Source organism: Streptomyces xanthochromogenes (genome assembly GCF_014650455.1).
GTDB lineage: Bacteria > Actinomycetota > Actinomycetes > Streptomycetales > Streptomycetaceae > Streptomyces > Streptomyces xanthochromogenes.
Window position 1 is genome coordinate 55,337 of record NZ_BMUZ01000017.1, and the last position, 20,878, is coordinate 76,214.

The following is a 20,878-nucleotide window of genomic DNA, read 5'->3' on the forward strand; positions in this document are numbered from 1 at the left end:
CGCCATCAGGGCGGAACTTGAGCCTCCGGCAACGGGTGGACGGGGGAAAGGGTGACGCACGAAAGCCGTGATCGCTCACCGGCGGAGGACGGCCAACGCGCCGACGGGACCAACAGGAGCCCGCGGCCACTGACCCTTCCCGTGCAGTCGCGTGTGCGGGGAGTTCTACTCAGACTGACGGGCGGGCTGCTCGTCACCGTTGGGATCATCACCGAAGTCATCGGCTTCGGGCGATTCCAGGCAATGACCAGGTACCACATAGGTACTCACCCGTGGTGGGCCACGTTCGTGGTGACCGCGGTCATGGCGGTCGGCGGATTCGTCATCTATGCCGGACGCCTTCTCCAACGCGACGGCAGACGGCACAGCACCAAGGTGATCGACCCCTCCGCCACCGCCGAGCTGGGCGAGTTCGTCCTCTACCTCAGATCGTTCGACGACGATGTCGATCGGGCTCAACTGGAGTCGTCGATCACACAAGGCATAGCGTCGACCGTCGGGGACGTCGTCCTCTCCGGGAAAACGGAGGAGGAGCAGTTGATCGCCGCACTCCGACCGGCCGGCCGCGTGGTAGCGGCAGGACAGCCCGGGCAGGTTCTGCCACCCGCCGGGGCGGACCGGTTCTTCATGGCGGACGACAACTGGCAGCAGACGATTCTCGATCTCATGATCCGCGCCCGCCTCGTCGTCATCGCAGCGGGAGGCGGCCAGGCTGTCCTGTGGGAACTGACGCAAGCGTTCCGGTACTTGACCCCGCCTCAACGCCTGGTCCTGCTCATTCCCATGGAGCCCCAGGCGTACAACACGTTCCGTGACCGGGTATCGGCGGCCCTGCGTCAGGAAGTGGAACACGTACGGGCGGAGACGGGCCGCGAATGGTTGCCACCCGAGCTGCCCGACTATCCCCCCGGCGACACCCGCAGCTGGAACAGCACCGTCAAGGGGCTCATCCTTTTCGATGAAGGGTGGCGCCCGCACTTCAGTCGCTTGGGCGTCCCGCGGGCCGGCCTGTCCAGGCCGAGAAGACAGGTCTACTTCAGCGTCCGCCGCGTGCTCCACCCGGTGTTCACTCAACTTGGCATCCACCCGGGCGGGTCCAGCGCACCGCGGGCTCCAGGGCCCGGCCGGGGCCGCCGTCAACCGTAGGGAGCGACGGCGCCCCGCAGGCTTGCCGGTCGGGCCGGTAGTCCTGGCTTGCCGGACGGGTCGCACCGGTCGGGGTCTGGGCTCGCACCCATAGGGGTACTGGGTCGTTTCAACGGTGCGTGTAATGCGGGTTGTTACTGCTCGACGCAGTTGGACGTAGAAGGGAATTCCATGGGTGTCTTCAAGTGGATGCGCGACCGGACCGAGGCGAAGATGGAAGAGTCGCGCGTGAAAGCGTACGAGAAAGCGGTCGCCCAGGGCGCTTCGGAGGCAGAGGCGAAGGCCGCGGGTGAGCGCGCCGCGAAGCGCCGACGCCGGATCAGGCGGGCCAACTTGTCGTAAGGGCCGCTTCTGCAGCCGCGCCGGATGCACCCGAGCCATGGTGTGGCGGGGTCGTCTGACGGTCGTCGCATTCCCTGTGGCGTCTCGCTGCGTCGCTCCGTCCGCTGGATCGGCGCGGCGCCACCGCCTGTGGGGCGGACCGCGGGCCTGGACGCCGGCCGGGGCGGAGGCCCGGAGCGATCCTGAAGCCGGGTTCAGGAGGCTTCAGGGACGCTTCAGGACACTCCCCGAGAGTGGAGTCATCGCCATCCGGCGAGACACATCGCTCGGGAGCACCCATGAACATCAACGCCACCGCTACGCCCCACACCACAGACCCCGTGCGGCGCCACCGTCGCCTGGCGGCCGTCGCCCTCACGGCCGGGGCCCTGGCCCTCTCGCTCACTGCCTGTGGAGGTTCGGACACCGACGCCGGCGTGGACAGGGCCCGCGCCGCCAAGAGCGCGGCCCCGGCTGCGGCCGAGACGCCCGCTGCCGCACCGACCCAGGTTCCAGCTCCGGCCGCCTCAGCTGCCTCGCCCGAGCGCGGCGGCCCCAAGACCTCCCGTACACAGGCCCTGGCCACCGCCGAGAAGGCGGTCTCCGGAAGCCGCATGACCGGGATATGGCTTGAGAACGAGCACGGCAACCAGGTCTGGAAGGTCGACGTGATGACCGCCGACCCCCGCGTCCACAACCTCAAGGTCGACGCGAAGACCGGCGCCCTCCTGGGCAACCGCGCCGATCAGATGCCCGAGCGCGCCCGCAAGTACCTGGAGATCCCGCTCGCCAAGCTGGCCACCGCGAAGGTGGAACGCGAGACCGCCGTCCACACTGCCGTCGAGAAGGCGGGCGGCGGATTCGTCTCCCGGCTGTCGATCCAGGGCACCGAAGCCGATCCGGTCTGGCAGATCCGCATCAGCGACGGCACGGTCCGGCACGAGATCGACGTGAATGCGAAGACGGGCGCGATCGCCCGGCACGAAGAGCACAAGAGTGGCTCCGCGGAGACCGAGAGCGGCGGAAACGGCTCCGGCACGGGCTCCGCCGCCGACAGGTCCGGCGAGCGCGGCAACGGCGGCCGCATCTCCGAGCAGGAGCTCCGCGAGCGCTCGGGCAACTTCGGCAAGGACTTCTACGACTGGTCGCCGCACGTCCCCCGCTGATCCGTCCCGTCAAAATCAGCCCCCTCGGCAGCAGCCATCAATAGGTAGAATCCGGGCAATGAGTCGTATTTTGATCGTCGAGGACGAAGTCTCCCTCACCTCCGTGCTCCGCCGCGGCTTCGAGGCCGAGGGGCTGAGCGTCGACATCGCCCACGATGGGAACGAGGGTCTGCGGCTCGCCCTCACCGACGCGTACGACGTGATCATCCTGGACGTGATGCTGCCCGGCCTCGACGGTCACCGGGTGTGCCGGACGGTTCGGGCAGCCGGCCTCTGGACGCCGATCTTGATGCTGACCGCGAAGGACAGCGAGTACGACGAGGCCGAGGGACTCGACACCGGAGCCGACGACTACCTGACGAAGCCGTTCTCCTATCTGGTTCTCCAAGCCAGGCTCCGCGCCCTGTTGCGGCGGCGGAGCGCCGGACGGCCGTCCGTCGTCGAGGCGGGAGACCTCGTACTGGAACCGGAGAACAAGCGGTGTACGCGGGCGGGGACCGAAATCCCCCTCACCGCCAAGGAGTTCGACCTCCTCGCCGTGCTCGCGCGGCGGCCCGGGGTCACGGTGTCCAAAGGGGCGCTCCTGGAGGAGGTCTGGGACCTGCCCGCCGACAGCGACCCGAACGTGGTGGAGGTGCACATCAGCGCGCTCCGCCGCAAGCTCGACCGCCCCTTCCGGCAGGCAGCCGCCGACAACCCGCCGTCACTGCTCCACACGGCCCGCGGCATCGGCTACCGCCTCAACCCGGCGCCCCGGGCGAAGGCGTGAGCCCCCCGGACGGCTCCGCCGACCAGAACCGAGCCGACCAGAACCGACCGGAATCGGCAGGCCGCCCCGTACGACACAGCGGGAGCACGGATCCGTTCCACACCGAGCGGCAGAAGCAGCCGGTACCGCAGCACCGAACTGAGGAGCACGCTCGGCACGAGCAGCCGGAGCGGCCCAGGGCCTCGCGCCGCCGGGTCTTCCCGCTCCCGTTCGGATCCGTTCGGGTGGCGACCACGCTGGGCGCGGTCGCCGTCGTCGCCGTAGCCCTCCTGGCCGCCTGTGCCGGGCTGCTCGGTGTGATCCACCAGGGCCTCGTGAACTCCGCCGAGCGCACGGCACTGGCACGCGCCGACGCCGTCGCCCGCGTGAGCGGCTCCGGCAAACTCGTCGATCGCCTCGCCGTCCCCGACGGCGAGGACAGCCTGCTCCAGGTCGTCGCCGACGACGGCCGGATTCTGGCCGCGAGCGAGAACCTGGCGGGCCGAGCGCCGGTCGCCTCCTTCGAACCCGCTCCGGGCCACAGCTCGGCCGCCCGCAGTCTGGACCTGGTTCTTCGCCCCGACCCGGACTCCCACCCGTACCGGCTCGTCGCGGTCCGCGCGACGACGGCGAACGGCTCCGGGGCGACCGTGTACGCGGGCACCAGCCTGGAGACGGCCCGCTACACCCAGCGGCTGATCGTCACCTCCATGATCCCCGGCATCCCGCTGCTCCTGCTCCTGGTCGCCGCCGTCACCTGGCGTTCCACCGGCCGCGCCCTGCGCCCCGTCGAAGCGATCCGCGCCGAGGTCGCGGAGATCACCGAACGCGACCTCGGACGCCGCGTGCCCGTACCGGCCTCACGCGACGAGGTGGCCCGCCTCTCGCAGACCATGAACGCCACCCTGGACCGGCTGGAAGAGTCCATGGACCGCCAGCGCCGTTTCGTGGCCGACGCCTCGCACGAACTGCGCAATCCCATCGCCGCCCTGCGCGCGCACGTCGAGGTCGCCATCGCCCATCCGCAACTGCTCCACGGTCCCGAGCTCCTCGACGACGTCATCCGGGTCCAACAGCTCGCGGACGACCTGCTGTTGCTCGCCCGCCTCGACGCCGGCCAGTCCCCCGAGCGGACCGACCTCGACCTCTGCGACCTGGTAAGGACCACTACGGCCCGGCGCCCGCGGGGCCGGGTTCCAGTCACGGTCGACGCCTCGGATCCAGCCCTGGTGTACGGCAACCGCGGCCAGCTGGCCCGCGTCCTGGACAACCTCCTCGACAACGCCCAGCGGCACGCCCGTACGACGATCACCGTGACCGTCACCGACGGGGCGCGGGGCGTCGTTCTGGAGGTCCGTGACGACGGTCCCGGAGTCCCGGAGAAGGACCGGGAACGAGTCTTCACCCGGTTCACCCGGCTCGATGCCTCGCGCAGCCGCGACGCGGGCGGCACCGGTCTCGGCCTGGCCATCGCCCGGGACATCGCGGCGAACCACGGCGGCCGACTCACCGCTGCCGCGGGCCCGGGCGGCCACTTCACCCTCCGCCTCCCCCACGCCGCCACCACGGGAACGTCGCCCGGCGCAGCCGGTGCGTGAGTGGGGCGGGCCGGTGACTGCGCCAGGCGTCTTTACCTGCCGCGCCGGGGTGTTTCCAGCACCAGCCGGGTCGGTGGCCGCTGTGCGGGTGGTGGCAGTCGCAGACCCTCCCGGCCCGGGGTGATCGAGCCGAGGATGCTCGGGTGGCGGGCCCCGGTGCTCCGCGCGTGGGTGGCGGGGAGGCCGTGTGCGGTGAGGAAGCCGAGCACCGCGAAGGCGTACGCCTCCTTCGCACCGGACGGCAGGCCCAGCTCGTCGGAGTGGCGCAGCGCCAGGTGCGGGAGCCGTGCGGTGAGCATCGCCATCAGGACGGGGTTGCGGGTGCCGCCGCCCGAGACGATCACCTCGGACGCATCGACTCCGGCTACGGCGTTCGCGACCGTCCGGGCCGTGAGCGCCGTCAGCGTGGCGACCACGTCCTCGGCGGCCAGGCGGTCAAGGCCGGCGAGCGCGTGGTGCAGATATCCGGAGTGGAACAGTTCCTTGCCGGTGGTCTTGGGCGCGGGCAGCGCGTAGTAGGGCTCGGCGAGCAGACGCCGCAGCAGCGCTTCCTGGACGGTGCCGCGTGCGGCCAGTGCCCCGTCCGTGTCGTACGAGAGCCGTCCGCCGCTGAATTCCCGGGCCGCCGTATCGATCAGCGCGCACCCGGGCCCGGTGTCGAAGGCGGTGCCGTCCGGGGCGGTGAGGTTGGCGATGCCGCCCAGGTTGAGCGCGACCGGTCGGCCTGGCCGACCGCGCAGCCACAGCAGGTCGACCAGGCTCACCAGGGGTGCGCCCTGGCCCCCGGCGGCGATGTCGCGCGGCCGGAAGTCGGCGACCACGGGCAGCCCGGTCGCCTCCGCGATCCACGCGGGCTGCCCCAGTTGCAGCGTGCCGTGCACCTGCCCCTCGGCGACCCAGTGGTAGCAGGTCTGGCCGTGCGAAGCGACCAACTCGGCCCGGCCATCGCACAGTTCGCCATTGGCACGGACCGCAGCAGCCGCGAACGCCTGCCCGATGCGGGTGTCGAGCCGGCACACCTCGGCCAGAGTGGTGGCAGCCGGCGGCAGGGCAGCCGCCAGCGCCTTCCGCAGCCCGTCGTCGTAGTCCTCGCTCACCAGCCCCAGCGGCGTCAGGACGAGGCTGTCGCCAACGAGGCTCAGGCCGGCCGCCGCCGCGTCGATCGCGTCGTACGACGTACCGGACATCAGGCCGATCACCCGCATTGTTCAACTCCCCTTCCGGTGCGGGACCTTGGCGAGCGCGAGGACGCTCACCGCACAGGTCGTCGCCGCGTAGTACCCGGGGATGTCGATGTTCCCGGTGCGCTTGACCGCTTCCGTGATGATGAGACCAGCGCACCCCGAGAACACGGCATTGGACAGGGCGTAGGCGAGTCCGAGGCCGGTGTAGCGCACGCTGGTGGGGAACATCTCGGCGAGCATCGCCGGGCCCGGGCCCGCCATCAGCCCGACCACGCCACCCGCGACGCACACCGCCACGCCCTTGGTCGCGTTCGAAGTGCCGCTCTCCTGAAGGAGGTTGAGCAGCGGAAGCGCCAGGACGACCACCAGCCCCGCGCCGGCCAGCATCACGGGCCGCCTTCCGATCCGGTCGCTGAGCAGCCCCGCCGGGACGATCGTGGCCGCGAAGCCGAGGTTCGCCAGGACCGTGGCCAGCAACGCCTGCCGGAAGCTCGTGTTCAGCGCGCTCTGCAGGTAGGAGGGAAGCACCACAAGAAGGGTGTATCCGGCCGCGGACCAGCCCATGACACGCCCGGCACCGAGGGCCACTGCCCGCACCACCTCGCCCGCGGCGGGCCGCTCGGGCTCCCCTTGGCGCACCTGTTCCCGCTCTGCCTCGAAGACCGGTGTCTCCGCCAGTCGCAGCCGCAGCCAAAGCGCCCCCAGCCCCATCGGCAGCGTCAGCAGGAACGGCAACCGCCAGCCCCAGTCCCCCAGTTGCTCCGCACTGAGCAGCGTGGCGAGGAGTGCCGCCGCGCCCGCGCCGCCCAGCAGTCCCAGCGCCACGGTGAACGACTGCCACGACCCGTAGAGTCCGCGCCGCCCGGGTGGTGCGAACTCGGTCATCAACGAGACCGCACCCCCGAACTCACCGCCCGCGGACAATCCCTGGAGCACTCTCAGAAGGGTGAGCAGCCAGGGTGCGAGGGCGCCGACGGTGGCGTACGTCGGCAGCGCGCCGATCGCCGTCGTGGCGCCCGTCATCAGCGCGATCACCACGATCAGTACCGGACGCCGGCCGATCCTGTCACCGAGCCGGCCGAACACGGCCGCCCCCACCGGCCGGAAGAAGAACGCGAGCGCGAAGGACGCATACGTCTTCACCAGCGCCTCCACCGCACTGCCACCCTCAGGAGTGAAGAAGCGCGCGGCGATGATCGTCGCGAAGTAGCCGTAGACGCCGAATTCGTACCACTCGATGAAGTTGCCCACCGAGCCCGCGACCAGCGCTCCGCGCGACTGGCCGGACCGGAGGGTCCGCAGGCCGGGTCCGGGTGCGGGACCAGTCATGGAGAGCCTTCCTGGGGAGCCGGGGGACGCCCGTCTGCGGGCCGACCCACGGACGTGAGCAGACCGATGAGACGGGCAGACGGGCAGACGGGCAGACGGGCAGACGGGCAGACGGGCAGACGGGCAGACGGATAACGAGCCTCCCTAGTGGGAGTGTTGGCTGCTGTTGGCCGCAGGGGCGATGGGGCGTGGGCCGGCCGACTGGCCGACGCCGACGACAACGCCCCCGACGGTTCCCGCATCTGCCGGGACTACCCCTTCGACGCCAAGACCAACCCGGCCTTCGAGAGGACGGCGATTTGTACCTGCGGTGAAGCCCGGCTCAGCCGATGACCGTCCGGCTGCCGGGGCGAGGGGGCTGTAAACGCAGCAATGCCCGCCGCATGAGCGGCGGGCATTGCGGATTGAGCTGTTGTGGTGTGTCAGCTGGTGGCTCAGTACCAGTGGTGGGCCTGCCAGAAGTTCCAGGCGCCGACCGGGCTGCCGTAGCGGGAGTTCATGTAGTCCAGACCCCACTTGATCTGGGTGGCCGGGTTGGTCTTCCAGTCCGAACCGGCGGACGCCATCTTCGACGCCGGCAGGGCCTGGACCAGACCGTAGGCACCGGAGGAGGAGTTCGTGGCAGTGTGGTTCCAGCCACTCTCCTGAGTGACGATCTTGCTGAAGGCCTCGAACTGCGCCGGGTCCTTGATCATCTGCTGGGCGATCGCCTTGGCGTTCGCCGGGGCCGCCTGAGCGGGAACCGTGGCGAACAGGGAACCGGCGGCACCAACGGCCACGACGGCACCCGCGAGGGTCTTCTTGGAGGTGGCGATGCGGCGGATGACTGCGTTGGACACGAAGAGGCCTTCCGAAGGGAACAAGGACGGTCGCGGCATACCGGGGCATGCATGACCCACTCACACGAGCAGAGGGGTTCGTCCGCGGCGGGTGAAGCACCCGTGCCGCCTGGCGACACATCCAGTTCTACCGACACCCCCACGGCCTGGCAACGCCCCCCACTTACTAACGGGCCTCGCAGCGAAGCCGCGCCATTGCCCCGCGAGCTGTCCGCGCCAGACCCGGTCCGCACAGGGCGCGGGCGGCAGAGGAACCAAGGACGGGGCTCATCGACGGCCACTAGGCCCACTCGTATGTGACCAAGGTCCTGTGGGCCGCCTCACGACAAATGTGCCCGAATATCACGGATTGCTACGATCCATACCCTTGGATGACATGGGCCACGGGCCCGAAACACACCACAAATCGAAGGAACACGAGCGAAGCGAACAGCGAAACCCGAGGCCCCCGCCGCCGCCCGCACCCACCCCACCGACTCCGCCCAGGAGCGCCGTGCGGCAGCAGCGATGAAGGCCGGCGCGGCACCATGTGTGGCGCTGGTCGGGTTCGTCTTCCGTCTTCGTCGGCAAGCCGATGCTCCATGGGCTCGGTACGGCCGCCCCGAGCCGCCGCGCCAGGCGGCTGCCATGGTGCCGCTCTCAGGTCAAAGCCGTGCCCAGCAGCTCGACGCGATGCGATGTCGTTGGAACGCTCACACCGAGAATGCCGAAGATGAGATCGCGGCCCATCGTCGCGCCCACCAGCGTATTGACCGGTCCGAACGAGGCCGCCATCGGTGTGGCCGCGGCTCCGGCCGTGGCCTTTGCCTCTTGGCGCGACGCGAGGAAGGCGGTGACGTCGGCGGGCCGGATGAGCGGGCCGCTCGACCCGACCCGAAGACCGCAGCCTCCCGTGATCATCGACGCTCCGCGCTCAAGACAGGCTTGAGCGCACAGTTCGGGCAGCGATGCAGGACGGTCGGCGGCGACGACGAGGAATCCGCCTTCGCGCAGGTGCGGCACCAGCGCCTCGCTGCTCGTGACGGTTTCCATGACAGTGATCGGCTCCGCTTCGGGGAGACGCTCACGCACCCATTCGCCGGCCACCTCGACCTTGGCCCGTCCGACGTCACAACGCCGGTAGAGGTATTGGCGGTTCAGGTTCTCCAGCGCGACCCGGTCGCCGTCCACGAGCGTGAGCCCGCCCACGCCCGCACCCACGATCTCGGCGAGCACCGCGCCGCCGATCCCGCCGACGCCGAGAACGGTCACGTGCGCCGCGCGCAGCCGGTCCTGTGCCGCCCCGGCATCCAGGCCCAAGGCCGCGAAGTACTCGACCTGGTTCCGCCAGGCGGAGGAGTGCCACGACCGGTCGAACGGGGCTACTACGAGGCGAAGTTGACGGAGCGCACGCACGATGGCGTCCACTCGGCTTCCGCTCGGCGCCGGGAGACCGGCTGGTTCGTCGGCGACCGCTGTGAGCCATTGGAACATCGCTTCGGGGCAGCGTCGGACCAGCAGTACCTCGTCGGAAAAGACGCGCAGCTCGTCGCCGTCGCGGGACCAGGTCGCCGCGGGCGACAGAACGTAGCGGTCGACTCCGTCAGCCATCCCTGGCCCTCCTTCGTAGCGAGATCACCGTTGCGCGAAGATCAGGAAGCACCGGCGTTCCAGCTGAACCGGGGGAAGCGCACGGCGCCCATCGGCGGCCAGGGCCGACCTGCCAGTTCCTCGCGCTGCAGCCAGTGGCCTCGCAGACGCAGGAGTGGCAGGACCGGGCACTGCTCGCAGACCGCCCGACGCAGCTCGTCGTACGCCGCTTCGTCGTCCGGGACTTCGGACAACCGGTGCAGCAGCGGCGCGAGGACGGGGTCACGGCGCGCCGGGTCGAGCAGGTCCAGAGCACTGATCGGATCCTCGAAGAGCGGGCCCCGCAAGGCGAGGAGCACGTCGCAGGACTGTGCCGAGCCCGAGACGAAGTCGGCGGGAGCCAGCTCGATCCGGACACCGAGGTTCTCGGTCAGCTGGGCCGCGACTTCTTCGGCCACGTCCCGATTGGGGTAGTAGTCCCAGTAGCCCAGGCGCAGCCGTACGCCGGAGCCGAGGTTGCTGGGCGGTGCCTCGACGTGGTGGTCGGGCGCTGCCGACTCCGCACCGTTCCAGCACCGTGCGACAAGGCGGTCGTATCGGAGCGCGCCGAGGAGCCGGCGACGGAACTCCGCGTCACCCGCTGCCGAGGGGCTGTCGGGGTTGATCTCCAGGCACATCTCGATCGCGGTCGGTGCCGTGTGGAACGCCTGGCTGTCCGCGAAGTCAGGGACGCGGTCGAGCGGAAAAGCCGTCGCGCACGTCACATCGACCTCGCCCCGCCGGAACCGCTCCGGGGCGTCGTGCGGATCGCGGCGGACCAGCACCCGCACAGGTGGCGTGCCGGCCTTGACGGGTTTGAGCCAGTACTCGTCATCGGAAGTGCGCACGGCACGCTCGTACATACCGGAGGACAGCTGCCCGCACGACGAGATGGGAGCGAGGTCGACACTCCGGAGCAGGCTGGGCAGGTGCGGCGCCTGGCGGCGGAGCTCGATGACGAGCGCGTCCTTCGAGGTGCGGACCGCGCGGATGTCTCGCAGGAACCGCTGGAGCGACGGAACCGTGAGCGCGGTCCGGATCGCCCGGGCGTGATCGCGCGCTCGTACCGGGCTCCCGTCGGAGAAGGACGCGCCCTGCTGGACGCGGTAGTGCTGGCTCAGCCCGTCGTCCTCGACCCACATGAGATCGAGTCGGCTTCGCTGGCTCGCCGCGGCGAACCAGCGGCTCAGGTAGTCGCCTCCCGTGGGCCCGTGCCATCGAATCGGATCGTCGTCCACCTCGACAGTGACGGGGCGCGTCACGTTCACGTGGTCACGAGGGGGCTGTCGGCCACCGGAGGCGTCCGTCCGGGGGCATCCGGTGAGGCGTCGATCCGAGCACACAGCCCGGCCACCGCCGTGGCGACCTCGCGCAGCCGGCCAGGGGCGATGTTGTCGAGGAGGGCTTCGCGTTCGTCCCGCCCGCGCGGCATGAGGGCCTTGAACACCTTGGCCTGAGCCGGCGTCAGGCGGAGGGTCGACACCTCTGCCTCATTCGCGCGATAGACGACCACGACCGTCGGACGGTTCAGCTCCGGTTTCCAGGTGATTTCACGCGGGTCGGAGATCATCGCGACGACGTCGACGTCGAATGCCTCGATCAGGAAATGCGGCTTCTCCTCCACGGTGGCGGGCCGCCGGTAGACGTTGACGAGCTCCTCCTCGACCTCGTCCCCCCGGAATTCCGCGAGCATCGAGTCGTATGCGAACAGCGCCCTGGCGGCTTGCGCGTGCTCACCCTCCAACTGCGCCAGAATCTCGACGAGCGCTTCCTCGATGGGCATGGCAGCCCGTTCGAGCAGTGCGTCGATGAATGCGACGTACGTGTGTCCCGCCCCTTGCTTGAGGAATCGCAGCAGGTGGTAATAGCGGCGCGTGAAGTATCGCGAAAGGCGCAATACGTCCTGGTAGTACTCGTAATCCCGGTTCCCGCTGCGAATGAAGGTGAATCCGGTGAAGGTCGCCAGATCGTCCTTGATGAGCGCGCGGACGTCCGACGGGAGGAAGGTGCCCATGACGTCGAGTCCGCCTTCGAGCGGCTGGAGTTTAGCCCGGTACTCGTCCGTGATCTCGGCGCCGGGAAGCGGCTGAAGCACACTGAGGTCGCTGTTGACGGCACCATAGGCGATCGCGTCGAAGACGACCTCCAACGCCTTTTCAAGGTCCTCGGCGCTCTCGTCCGGGTATCCCACGATCGTGTTCGTCTCGAACTGGATGCCGACTTCCTGGGCGGACCGAAAGAACTCGTAGGTCCGCTTCGTCGAGGGCATCTTCAGCATGGCCTTGAGGATCTTCTCCGACCCGGCGTCCGTGCCGCAGAAGATGTTGAAGCATCCGGCGTCGGCCATGCGCCGCAGAAGGGACGGGTTGACGTTGTCCGGTCGGACCGCGCAGCCCCACTCGAACATGTCGTTGTGCTCGGCGAAATAGGACACGAACTCGTCCAGGTACGTGCGCTTGTTGGCGAAGTTGTCGTGCAGGAAGTTGAACTGGGTCACCCCGTACGTGCGGTGCAGGAAGCGCAGCTCTTCGAGGATGACCGCGGGGTCCTTGATCCGGAAGTCACGGTCCCAGAACGTCGACGTCATGCAGAACTTGCACGAATAGGTGCACCCGGAGCCGATGTGCACGTCGAAGATGTGCGGGGTCGACAGGCGGATGTAGTCGCCCATCGGGACGGCGCCGTACGCGGGCATCGGCACGAGGTTCAGATTCGTGGTCGGCTGAGGCCCACTGGAGACGGCCTGGCTGTTCCTGCACGACCAGAAGCCGAGCACTCCGGCGGGATCGGCCCCGTCGGCAACGGCATCCGCGAGGGCGGTGATCGCGAGCTCTCCCTCGCCGCGGCACACGAAGTCGACACAGTCGGCGAAGCGCGGGAGAGCGTCCGGGAAGACACCGAACGTTCCGGGTCCGCCGAGAACCACCGTGACATCGGGTCGGAGCCGCTTGACCTCACGCCCGATGAGAAGGCATGCCGGGAGGGTGTCCGCGAGGCAGGTGAGGCCGAGAATGTCGGGATCGGCGGCCAGGAAGCGAGCGCACGTCTGGTCGAGCCAGTCCGCGTCACCGGGCTCGAAGGCGCCGATCCGGTGCTCGTACTCCAGGTCGACGACGACGGCGGGGTGACCGTGAGCCATCAGCGGAGAGGCGATACAGAGCAGCCCGAGAGGAACGAAGAAAGGAGAATTGACATCGGAATTGATCAAGGGGCGGCCCAGCGTCACGCGAGCCTGCCGCGTGGACGATCGGACCGACACCTGGCCCTCCCCGGCAAACGAGAGGGCCAGTCGCTTCTGAGTCGGCATCAGATGCGATCAGCAGCGCCGCGCGACGATGGCACCCAAAGTGGCCGATGACAGCGTGATCAATTCGACGTCATCGGCAAGATCAAGACCTTCCTCGTCGGAGAAGAGCACCATGTCCGGCTCCGCCTCGTCCGTCACGGTCAGTGAACGCTCCTGCAGTTCCTGTGCCATTTTTGACCCCTCTTCGCCTTGACTGGCTCCAACATCCTTATCTCATACAGTCTTTGGCGTCTCGTCAATGGGGAGTGCACACGTTTTCCGCCGTCACATCCGATCCCGGATCCATCGGCCGATACGTGGAAGTGATCTTGCCAGGAATAAGAAAGTGCCCTGCGGCCTGCGACGATGGAAGCTCTTCGGTCTGCCACAACGCAAGATCACGAGAGCGCTTCCCACACCTAATCTCCCCATTCCGCGGGTCGGGGCCCCGGCACGTTTCGATGATCCAAATCCGGTCGCGCACGGAGGGCCGATTCATTGGTGAGAGCCTCTCTCTCCGTGACGGACACGATGACAGCGGGTTTGGTTGATCGGGAGGAATCGAGCCGGACGAATCAAGAAGGCCCAGCACTTCACCGCTCCGGCCGAGCCATTTCATGGGGCGGGAACTGCCGACGGCCCGAGCCGTTCCGGCAGCGTCTCGCGTACACAATCTCCCGCATCGCGCACTTGCCCGACGGCCGCCGACCAACGGACGCCGGGCCTTTCCGGCCTCTTGTCGGGCTTGATCGAGTCTGGGTAGGCTGCTTCGGGTCCGGAGCAGCACCAGGCGGAGAGCTCGCCGTCTGATGCTGCTCACCCCCGGCGGACGAGGGCTGAACATGAATAGGTTCCCGCCACGTAACAGAAAAGATCAAGGCCCCGGAATACGCAGATCGCGGAAGTCGGCTCGGCGGTCACTCCCCTCAACGAGCGCAATCATTCGAGTTGTTGGGCAGTATCTCCGCGTCGGCGGTCATGAGATTTCTCCGCATGGAGGGATCGTCTCCCGGCGAACACCCGGCCCATGGTTCCTGCATCAGCCTGAAGGGCTGAGTGCCATCGGCCTCTATTTCTACGCGCCTTCCATCATGTGACATTCGGGACGGAGCTACGATTGTGACGTCTGCGCAGGCCAACGTTCCTCATCAGGAACCCACGGCAGTCCCGTACTTTCCGATGCCCAGGGCGCCCGGTTGTCCGCTGGACCCGGCACCGCAGCTCGCCGAGCTGCAGGAACGCGCGCCGCTGGTCCGAGTTCGGCTGTGGGACGGCAGTACTCCCTGGCTGGTGACGAGGCATGCGGAGCAGTGCGCGCTCCTGTCGGACCGCCGGGTCAGCGCGGACTGGATGCAGCCGGGCTACCCGTTCCACAGTCAGTTCCTGCAGGAACACCATGAAGAGGGCCAGTTCCTGACCGCCATGGAAGGCCCCGAGCACCTCCGGCTGCGCCGGATGATCGCCCGGCCGTTCACCCCCCGCAAGGTCGAGCAACTACGGCCCACGGTCCAGCAAATCGTCGACGACCACATCGACGCCCTCCTGGCCGGCCCCAAGCCGGCGGATTTCGTGTCGGATTTCGCCCTGCCGATTCCGTCCATCACCATCTGCCACGTACTGGGCGTCCCCTACGAGGACCACGACTTCTTCCACCACGCCATCAGGACGATGACCAGCGTCGACGCCCCGGACGACGTCGTGAGCAAGTCCGAGCGCGAGCTGTACCACTACCTGGCCAAGCAGATCGGCCGCAAGCTCGCCGCCCCCGAGGACGACCTGCTGTCCCAACTGGCCACCGAACGGCTGGCCACCGGCCAGCTGAACCGGCATCAGCTGGTGATGCTGGTCCTTTTCCTGCTGATCTCCGGGCACGAGACCACGGCCAGCATGATCGCGCTGGGCACACTGGCCCTGCTGCAGCATCCCGACCAGATCACTGTGCTGAAGGATTCCGACGACCCCCAAGTCGCCACAGCCGTCGACGAGTTGCTGCGGTACCTGACCACCGTCCAGCCCGGCCGCCGCCGCGTGGTCGTGGAGGACATCGAGATCGCCGGGCAGGTGATCCGCGCCGGCGAGGGTCTGATCCTCCCGGAGGAGATCGGCAACCGTGACGAAAGCGTGTTCCCCGCTGCCGGAGTGCTGGATCTGCGCCGCGATGCCAGCCAGCAGCTCGCCTTCGGGTTCGGTGTGCACAAGTGCACCGGCCAACCGCTGGCCCGGCTGGAGCTGCAGGTCGTGTTCGCCGCCTTGTTCCGGCGCATTCCGACACTGACCCTGGCCGTCGACCTCGGCGACCTCCCGTTCATGGACGACGGGCTCGGGTACGGCGTCAAGAAGATGCCCGTGAGCTGGTAAGTGAACGAGGCCGAGCCGGTGACAGCAGTCGGAGTGGAGTCGTTTCGGATCGGGCACGGCCCGCCGGAGCAGAGTCCGCCGGCCGTGGCGGGCCTCCAGGAGACGCACGCCGCCGGTTCCCACACGTGGCAATTCCACCGAGAATGGCCGCGGCGCCGGCGACGGTTCCCGGAACGGCGGCCCCAAGTCCTGCGCGCAGCACGGGTTGTAGGTTCCGGTCGACGGCGGAGGCCCAACACCCATGACTACCGGAGCCACCAGGGGGATCCCGCAACATGACCACCACGGAGGCCCTTGACGGGTCGGCCGCAATCGACGATGCGGCACGAAGCGTCGCGCGCCCCTTCTACGTATACGCCGTGCTCGCCAACTCGCTCTTCCAGCGGGGCGTGTTCGTACTTTTTCTGCAGCAACGAGGCTTCTCCGCCGGGCAGGTGGCCATCCTTCAGACACTGATCTACCTGGTCAGTGGGCTTGCGGAGCTGCCGACGGGAGTCATCGCCGACCGCATCGGCAGGCGTGCCAGCATCGTGATCGGCCAGGTGCTGATCGCTGGATGCCTGCTCGGTCAGGTGACGTCCTCCAACTACTGGGTGTTCCTTACGCTGTTCATGGGCCAGGGTGTGGGCATGGCCTGTGTGTCCGGTTCGGACACCGCCCTGCTGTACGACCTGCTCGTACGACGTGGTGCGACGGCCGGGTACGTCAAGATCAAGTCCCGGTTCACCATGCTCGGGACGGTCACCTCGGGAGTCGCCATCGTCCTGGGCGGTCAACTGCAAAGGTTTTCCTGGGGAATTGTCTATCTCGGTTCGGCGTCCTGCCTCGTCCTGGCCGTGGTGGTGCTGATGTCACGGGTGCCCGAGATCCGCGGCGCGGACGCGGTGGACGAGCAGGACCAAGCCGAGAAGGGACCCGTCGACGCCACTGCGTGGCGGGCGATGCTCCGGGTCGCCACGCCCGCGCTCGTGACGCTGGTCGTGGTGTCCGGGTTGATGCACGCGACGTTGACGCCGTACATCATCTTCACGCAGAAGACCCTCTCCGATCAGGGAGCGGGCACCGCTTTGGTGAGTGTGGTCATCTCGGCGGGATTCTTCGTCGGCGGAGTCGTTCCCCTGCTGTCGGACCGCGCGAACCGGAGCATCGGGTACCGGGTGATCGTCCCGGTGTCCCTCCTGACGCTCGCCGCGGCGCTCGGCCTCAGCGGCCTCGGCCTCGTCTGGGTCACCATTACCGCGTTCCTGGTCCTGGTCGGCATTCCCGAGATCACCGCGGTGCTCGTGGACAACGTGCTCAACGAGGCGGTGCCGTCGCGCCACCGGGCGAGCCTGCTGTCGATGATCTCGTTCGTGGAGTCGGTGCTCATCGGTACCGGCTATCTCGTCGTCGGCACCCTCATGGACGGATTGGGCTCCAGTGTCGGCATGGCGACCTACGCCGCGGTCCCCCTGCTGGCATGCCTCCTGTGGCTCCCAGTGCTCTTCCGAGGTGCGCGGGTGACCACCGAGATCGAGAAGCCCGCCGATCCAGAGGCGTCCTGAACCAGGCAGACGATGAGGAGGCGAAGTGGAACTGCTACAGATCGGGCACCCGCGACCGGTGCTGGATCCGGTCCCGCCGGTCGTGCATGAGGATGCCCTTTCGGTTGCGTTGGTCTGCATGCCCTGGGCGGTGGTGGACATGCCCTCACTGGCGTTGAGTACGATCGCCCCGCTGTTCGAGCAACACGGCGAGGTGGAGAAGCTCGACGTCGTCTACGGCAACATCCGCTGGCTCGACTTCCTGGTCCGGGATGTGGGCCTTGAGCGGGACCACTACGAACTGATCGTCGATGCCGAGGTGTTCGGGGTCGGCGAATGGGTCTTCTCCAGTTGCTTCCGCCCGGGCGTCGACCCACGGCACACGAGTTTTTACGAGCTCGTGCGCGACAGTGACAACGCCGACGCCTATTGCGCGATGTTCCGCGCGGCCCCTGCCTTCATCGACGAGCTGGCCCGAGACCTGGTGGCGTCAGGGGTCGATGTCCTGGGGTTGACGACGACGTTCGATCAGAACATTGCCTCGTTCGCGCTCGCGCACCGCGTCAAGGAGCTGTCCCCGAGCATCGTCACGTTGCTGGGCGGGGCGAACTGCGACGGCGTACAAGGTACGGCCGTCCACCGCGCCCGCGCGGAGTTCGACTACGTGATCCGGGGCGAGGCGGAGCGCTCGATCGCGCCGCTCATCGCCCACATCGCAGGTTGTCGTGGCAGTGACGAGCACGGGCACGAGGAACGGCTGCGGGCCGTGCCCGGCCTGTGCTGGCGATCCGGCACCGACGGAGCCTCGGTGAGCAACCCCATCGGGCCGACGCCTGTCTCCATGAACGCGGTGCCGGAGCCCGTCTACGATCACTATTTCCGCGATTTGCGGAAGTCGCCGGCCGCTCGACTCATCGATGTCAAGATTCCGCTGGAGGCCAGCCGCGGATGCTGGTGGGGCGCGAAGCACCATTGCACGTTCTGCGGCTTGAACGGGTCGGCCATGGCTCATCGCGCAAAGCCGGCCGAGCGCGTGCAAGCGGAGGCAAGCCGGGCCGTCCGTCGGCACAACGTGCTCGACCTGGTGTTCTCCGACAACATTCTGGCGCCCGACCATGTCGTTCGGCTGACCACGGACATGGCGCTGCCCGCCGAGTGGGACGTCCGGTTGTTCGCCGAGGTGAAGTCGAACCTCAACTTCGGTCAGCTCGAGTCCCTTGCGCGCGCCGGTTTCACGCAACTGCAACCGGGGGTCGAGAGCCTCTGCACGCCCATCCTGCGCATCATGCGCAAGGGGGTGACCGGGTGGCAGAACGTGCGCTTCCTGCGCGACTGTGCCACCTGCAGGATCTATCCGTCGTGGAACGTTCTCGTGGGTTTCCCCGGGGAGAGCGATCTCGACTACACGGCGCTGATCGACTCGCTCCCGTCCCTCCATCATCTGACGCCGCCCGCCGGGGTGTTCCCGATCAAACTGGAACGCTTCAGCCCCTACTTCGACGATCCTGAACTCGGTCTCCAGGTGCTCGGCCCCTCGCGCAACCTGGTCAGCGCCTACGAGGGGGTGGTGGACGCCCTTGACGACTTCGTCTACGTCTTCGAGTCCGAGCCCGCCGGCATATCGCCCGAGACGTGCGGGTTGTTGCGCGAAGCGGTCGCGAACTGGAAGGCGGGCGCGTCGAATTCTCGGCTGGTCGCCCTGCCCGCGCCGGACGACTCGCTCGTCGTCGTCGACGACCGGTCCACCTGGCCCTCCCGTGAGGTGGTGCTTCAACCGGGTCTCGAGGCCGAGGCCTACCGTGCACTGGCCAAGGGCAAAACGCTTCCCGCGCTCGCTTCCACGATGGGCTCGCTCGGGATGTCAGTGCGGGAAGGTCAGCTCGAAGAGCTAGTCGGGCATTGGACGGAGCTCGGCATCGTTTTTCATGAGGATGCCACCTACTTGGCGCTCGCGACGGGACTTCGATGGTGACGAAACAGACGGCAGAGCGGCGGTCGAACCGACGACGGCTCTTCGCTCCGGTGAATCTCCAGTCGGTGCGGAGCAGGGAGAACCTCGTCACCCTGACCCGGTCGGGATACGCCGGGGTTCGCCTGGTCGGTCACATCGCCATGGCGGAGATGGGCGATCGCGAACTCGTCTCCTTGATCGCGCTGCTCCGCGACGCGCGCGGCGTCGGCTTGCGGGTTTCGTGGAGCGGCGACTGTGGTGCCCTGGAAGTCGGGTGCCTTCGCCACCTCGACCCGCCACGGCAGTCGGACGGCACCTTTGCGTGGTCGGCGCAGCAGGGAGAAGCCCTCGTCGTGCGGCGCGGTCCGACGTTCCTGGCCGTCGAGGACACGCGCTACGGGGAGCGCCGCCGCGTCGACATCGACCGCTCGGAACCGGCGGCAGCCGTTCTCGACGAAATCCGTTGGGGGCACACCATCACCCCCGTGGAGGCGGCCAGTCTGCACGCTCTTGAATTGCACGACTTCGTCTTTCGTTCCGGCGATCACTGTGTGGGTATTGCCGTAAGGCAAGGAGTCTGGTGTGTCTGAAGGCAGCATCCCCTTCCGCAAGTCACTCGATGAGCGGACCGCCGCTTCGCAAGGATCGGCGCAACCAGTGGGCACCATCGTTCCCATGCGCATGGGAACGGCGGGGGTGGGGCTGCTCGTCCACGATCACCGCGAAGCCACCCGCATCCTGTCCGACGTCGACACCTATGGCAGTGCGGGCGAACTCATGGCCAGCGTTTTCGACGAGCCGACCGAGACGGATGCGGATGCGATGTCCGACATGGTCTTCGCGGTCACCCAAACCGACGGGGAAGAGCATCGTCGTGTGCGGCGTGCCCTTCGGAGGGTCATCGACACACGCGTGCGCGATGTGTCGGACCAGCTGATTCAGGATGTCCAACACACGATCGAGGACGCTCTCGCCCTGGGCAGGATCGACGCGGTCGCGTCGATCGGCGTGCCCATCGCCGACAGTGTCATGTCGCGACTGCTCGGACTCGACGAGAACCTCGTCTCGGCTCTGAGGACCGCGGTCTACCAGGGATACCCGGTGCGCGAACTCGACGCCACGCTCGTCGACTGGGTGCACGACAGGCGTGCCGACCCCGCCGACGACCTCGTGTCGGACCTGATGGCAGAGCTGCCTTCTCTGGAGGATCGACAGGTCGCGGCAAACACGCGACTGCTCGCGCTGTCGGGCGTCGAAGTGTTGGCTGCACTGATTACGAACGGAATCCTCTGCCTGGCGCAGGACCCGAGGACTCAGAGCCTGGTACGCGATGACGAAACGTTGCTGCCCGGCCTCATCCATGAGGTGCAGCGGTACGCGAGCCCGATCGCGCGGGGGATCTATCGGATGACGAAGGAGCCTTCCGTCATAGGCGGGTACGCGGTTCCCGCAGGTACTCTGCTCGTCATCGGGGTGGATGTTTGCAACAGGGACACATCAGTACTTTCCGATGCTCACAGGTTCGACCCCACTCGCGGTCGGGATTTCGACCATCTGACGTTCGGTCATGGGCGGCACTCGTGCCTGGGCATTCCCGTCACACGCCTGATCGCGGCACAGGCCCTGCGCACGTTTCTCTCGGGAACGACGAGTTTCGGCCTGACCGTGGAGGCGTCGGAGCTGCGTTTCCACGACACTGCGGTCATGAACGGGCTGGTTGAACTCCCTATTTGGGTTGAGCGCGCGAGTTAGTGGTCTCGTGGTCCCGAGTGCGTTGCTTCGCGCTGCAAAGTGACCCGTTACGGGTCATACGTTCCCGCG

Annotated in this window: 17 protein-coding genes; 10 read left to right on the forward strand and 7 right to left on the reverse strand. The window is 68.0% G+C overall.

What is annotated here, in order from left to right; translation table 11 throughout:
• The first annotated feature begins 51 nt into the window (after nt 1-51).
• The 5 genes from IE267_RS34925 (at nt 52) to IE267_RS34945 (ending at nt 4,979) form a co-directional block, all read left to right on the forward strand.
• Nucleotides 52-1,146: a hypothetical protein gene (locus IE267_RS34925; RefSeq protein WP_189765975.1), complete on the forward strand. Its 1,095-nt coding sequence runs from the start codon at nt 52-54 to the stop codon at nt 1,144-1,146.
• Between the two features lie 171 nt (nt 1,147-1,317).
• Complete coding sequence (locus tag IE267_RS34930) at nt 1,318-1,488, forward strand: hypothetical protein (protein ID WP_167151286.1); 171 nt, start codon at nt 1,318-1,320, stop codon at nt 1,486-1,488.
• Nucleotides 1,489-1,766: 278 nt separating this feature from the next.
• The gene (locus tag IE267_RS34935; RefSeq protein ID WP_189765976.1) at nt 1,767-2,633 is read left to right on the forward strand and encodes a PepSY domain-containing protein; all 867 of its coding nucleotides are present in this window, start codon (nt 1,767-1,769) and stop codon (nt 2,631-2,633) included.
• Nucleotides 2,634-2,691: 58 nt separating this feature from the next.
• A complete protein-coding gene (locus tag IE267_RS34940; protein WP_189765977.1) occupies nt 2,692-3,402 on the forward strand; it encodes a response regulator transcription factor in 711 nt (236 codons plus the stop codon).
• Nucleotides 3,403-3,626: 224 nt separating this feature from the next.
• Complete coding sequence (locus tag IE267_RS34945; protein ID WP_189765978.1) at nt 3,627-4,979, forward strand: sensor histidine kinase; 1,353 nt, start codon at nt 3,627-3,629, stop codon at nt 4,977-4,979.
• Between the two features lie 32 nt (nt 4,980-5,011).
• Here the strand turns inward: IE267_RS34945 and IE267_RS34950 are convergent, their stop codons facing one another.
• The 7 genes from IE267_RS34950 to IE267_RS34980 form a co-directional block, all read right to left on the reverse strand.
• Entirely contained in the window at nt 5,012-6,184 is a 1,173-nt protein-coding gene (locus IE267_RS34950) for an anhydro-N-acetylmuramic acid kinase (RefSeq protein WP_189765979.1), read from the reverse strand.
• A 3-nt stretch (nt 6,185-6,187) separates the two neighbouring features.
• Nucleotides 6,188-7,492 carry an MFS transporter gene (locus tag IE267_RS34955; RefSeq protein WP_189765980.1) on the reverse strand — a complete coding sequence of 435 codons (1,305 nt, stop codon included), beginning with the start codon at nt 7,490-7,492 and terminating at the stop codon, nt 6,188-6,190.
• A gap of 434 nt (nt 7,493-7,926) precedes the next feature.
• Nucleotides 7,927-8,331 (reverse strand): lytic transglycosylase domain-containing protein, encoded by a 405-nt coding sequence (locus tag IE267_RS34960; protein WP_455755458.1) that lies wholly within the window; start codon nt 8,329-8,331, stop codon nt 7,927-7,929.
• Nucleotides 8,332-8,970: 639 nt separating this feature from the next.
• On the reverse strand, nt 8,971-9,921 hold the full coding sequence (locus IE267_RS34965) for a ThiF family adenylyltransferase (protein ID WP_189765981.1): 951 nt from the start codon (nt 9,919-9,921) through the stop codon (nt 8,971-8,973).
• Between the two features lie 41 nt (nt 9,922-9,962).
• Nucleotides 9,963-11,201: a periplasmic substrate-binding domain-containing protein gene (locus tag IE267_RS34970; RefSeq protein ID WP_229861605.1), complete on the reverse strand. Its 1,239-nt coding sequence runs from the start codon at nt 11,199-11,201 to the stop codon at nt 9,963-9,965.
• A gap of 2 nt (nt 11,202-11,203) precedes the next feature.
• Nucleotides 11,204-13,246, reverse strand: coding sequence for a B12-binding domain-containing radical SAM protein (locus IE267_RS34975; RefSeq protein ID WP_268251626.1), 2,043 nt, complete (start codon nt 13,244-13,246; stop codon nt 11,204-11,206).
• A 9-nt stretch (nt 13,247-13,255) separates the two neighbouring features.
• On the reverse strand, nt 13,256-13,417 hold the full coding sequence (locus IE267_RS34980) for a hypothetical protein (protein ID WP_167151307.1): 162 nt from the start codon (nt 13,415-13,417) through the stop codon (nt 13,256-13,258).
• Between the two features lie 1,098 nt (nt 13,418-14,515).
• Here IE267_RS34980 and IE267_RS34985 point away from each other — a divergent pair.
• From IE267_RS34985 to IE267_RS35005, 5 genes are all read left to right on the forward strand, one after another.
• The gene (locus tag IE267_RS34985) at nt 14,516-15,583 is read left to right on the forward strand and encodes a cytochrome P450 (protein ID WP_444545475.1); all 1,068 of its coding nucleotides are present in this window, start codon (nt 14,516-14,518) and stop codon (nt 15,581-15,583) included.
• A gap of 275 nt (nt 15,584-15,858) precedes the next feature.
• Nucleotides 15,859-17,127 (forward strand): MFS transporter, encoded by a 1,269-nt coding sequence (locus IE267_RS34990; RefSeq protein ID WP_189765985.1) that lies wholly within the window; start codon nt 15,859-15,861, stop codon nt 17,125-17,127.
• Between the two features lie 25 nt (nt 17,128-17,152).
• Nucleotides 17,153-19,078, forward strand: coding sequence for a RiPP maturation radical SAM C-methyltransferase (locus IE267_RS34995; RefSeq protein WP_189765986.1), 1,926 nt, complete (start codon nt 17,153-17,155; stop codon nt 19,076-19,078).
• Nucleotides 19,072-19,647: a DUF5825 family protein gene (locus tag IE267_RS35000; protein WP_189765987.1), complete on the forward strand. Its 576-nt coding sequence runs from the start codon at nt 19,072-19,074 to the stop codon at nt 19,645-19,647. Before IE267_RS34995 ends, IE267_RS35000 begins: the two co-directional genes overlap by 7 nt.
• Nucleotides 19,640-20,809, forward strand: coding sequence for a cytochrome P450 (locus IE267_RS35005; protein ID WP_189765988.1), 1,170 nt, complete (start codon nt 19,640-19,642; stop codon nt 20,807-20,809). The genes IE267_RS35000 and IE267_RS35005 overlap by 8 nt, the downstream gene beginning before the upstream one ends.
• Nucleotides 20,810-20,878: the final 69 nt, after the last annotated feature.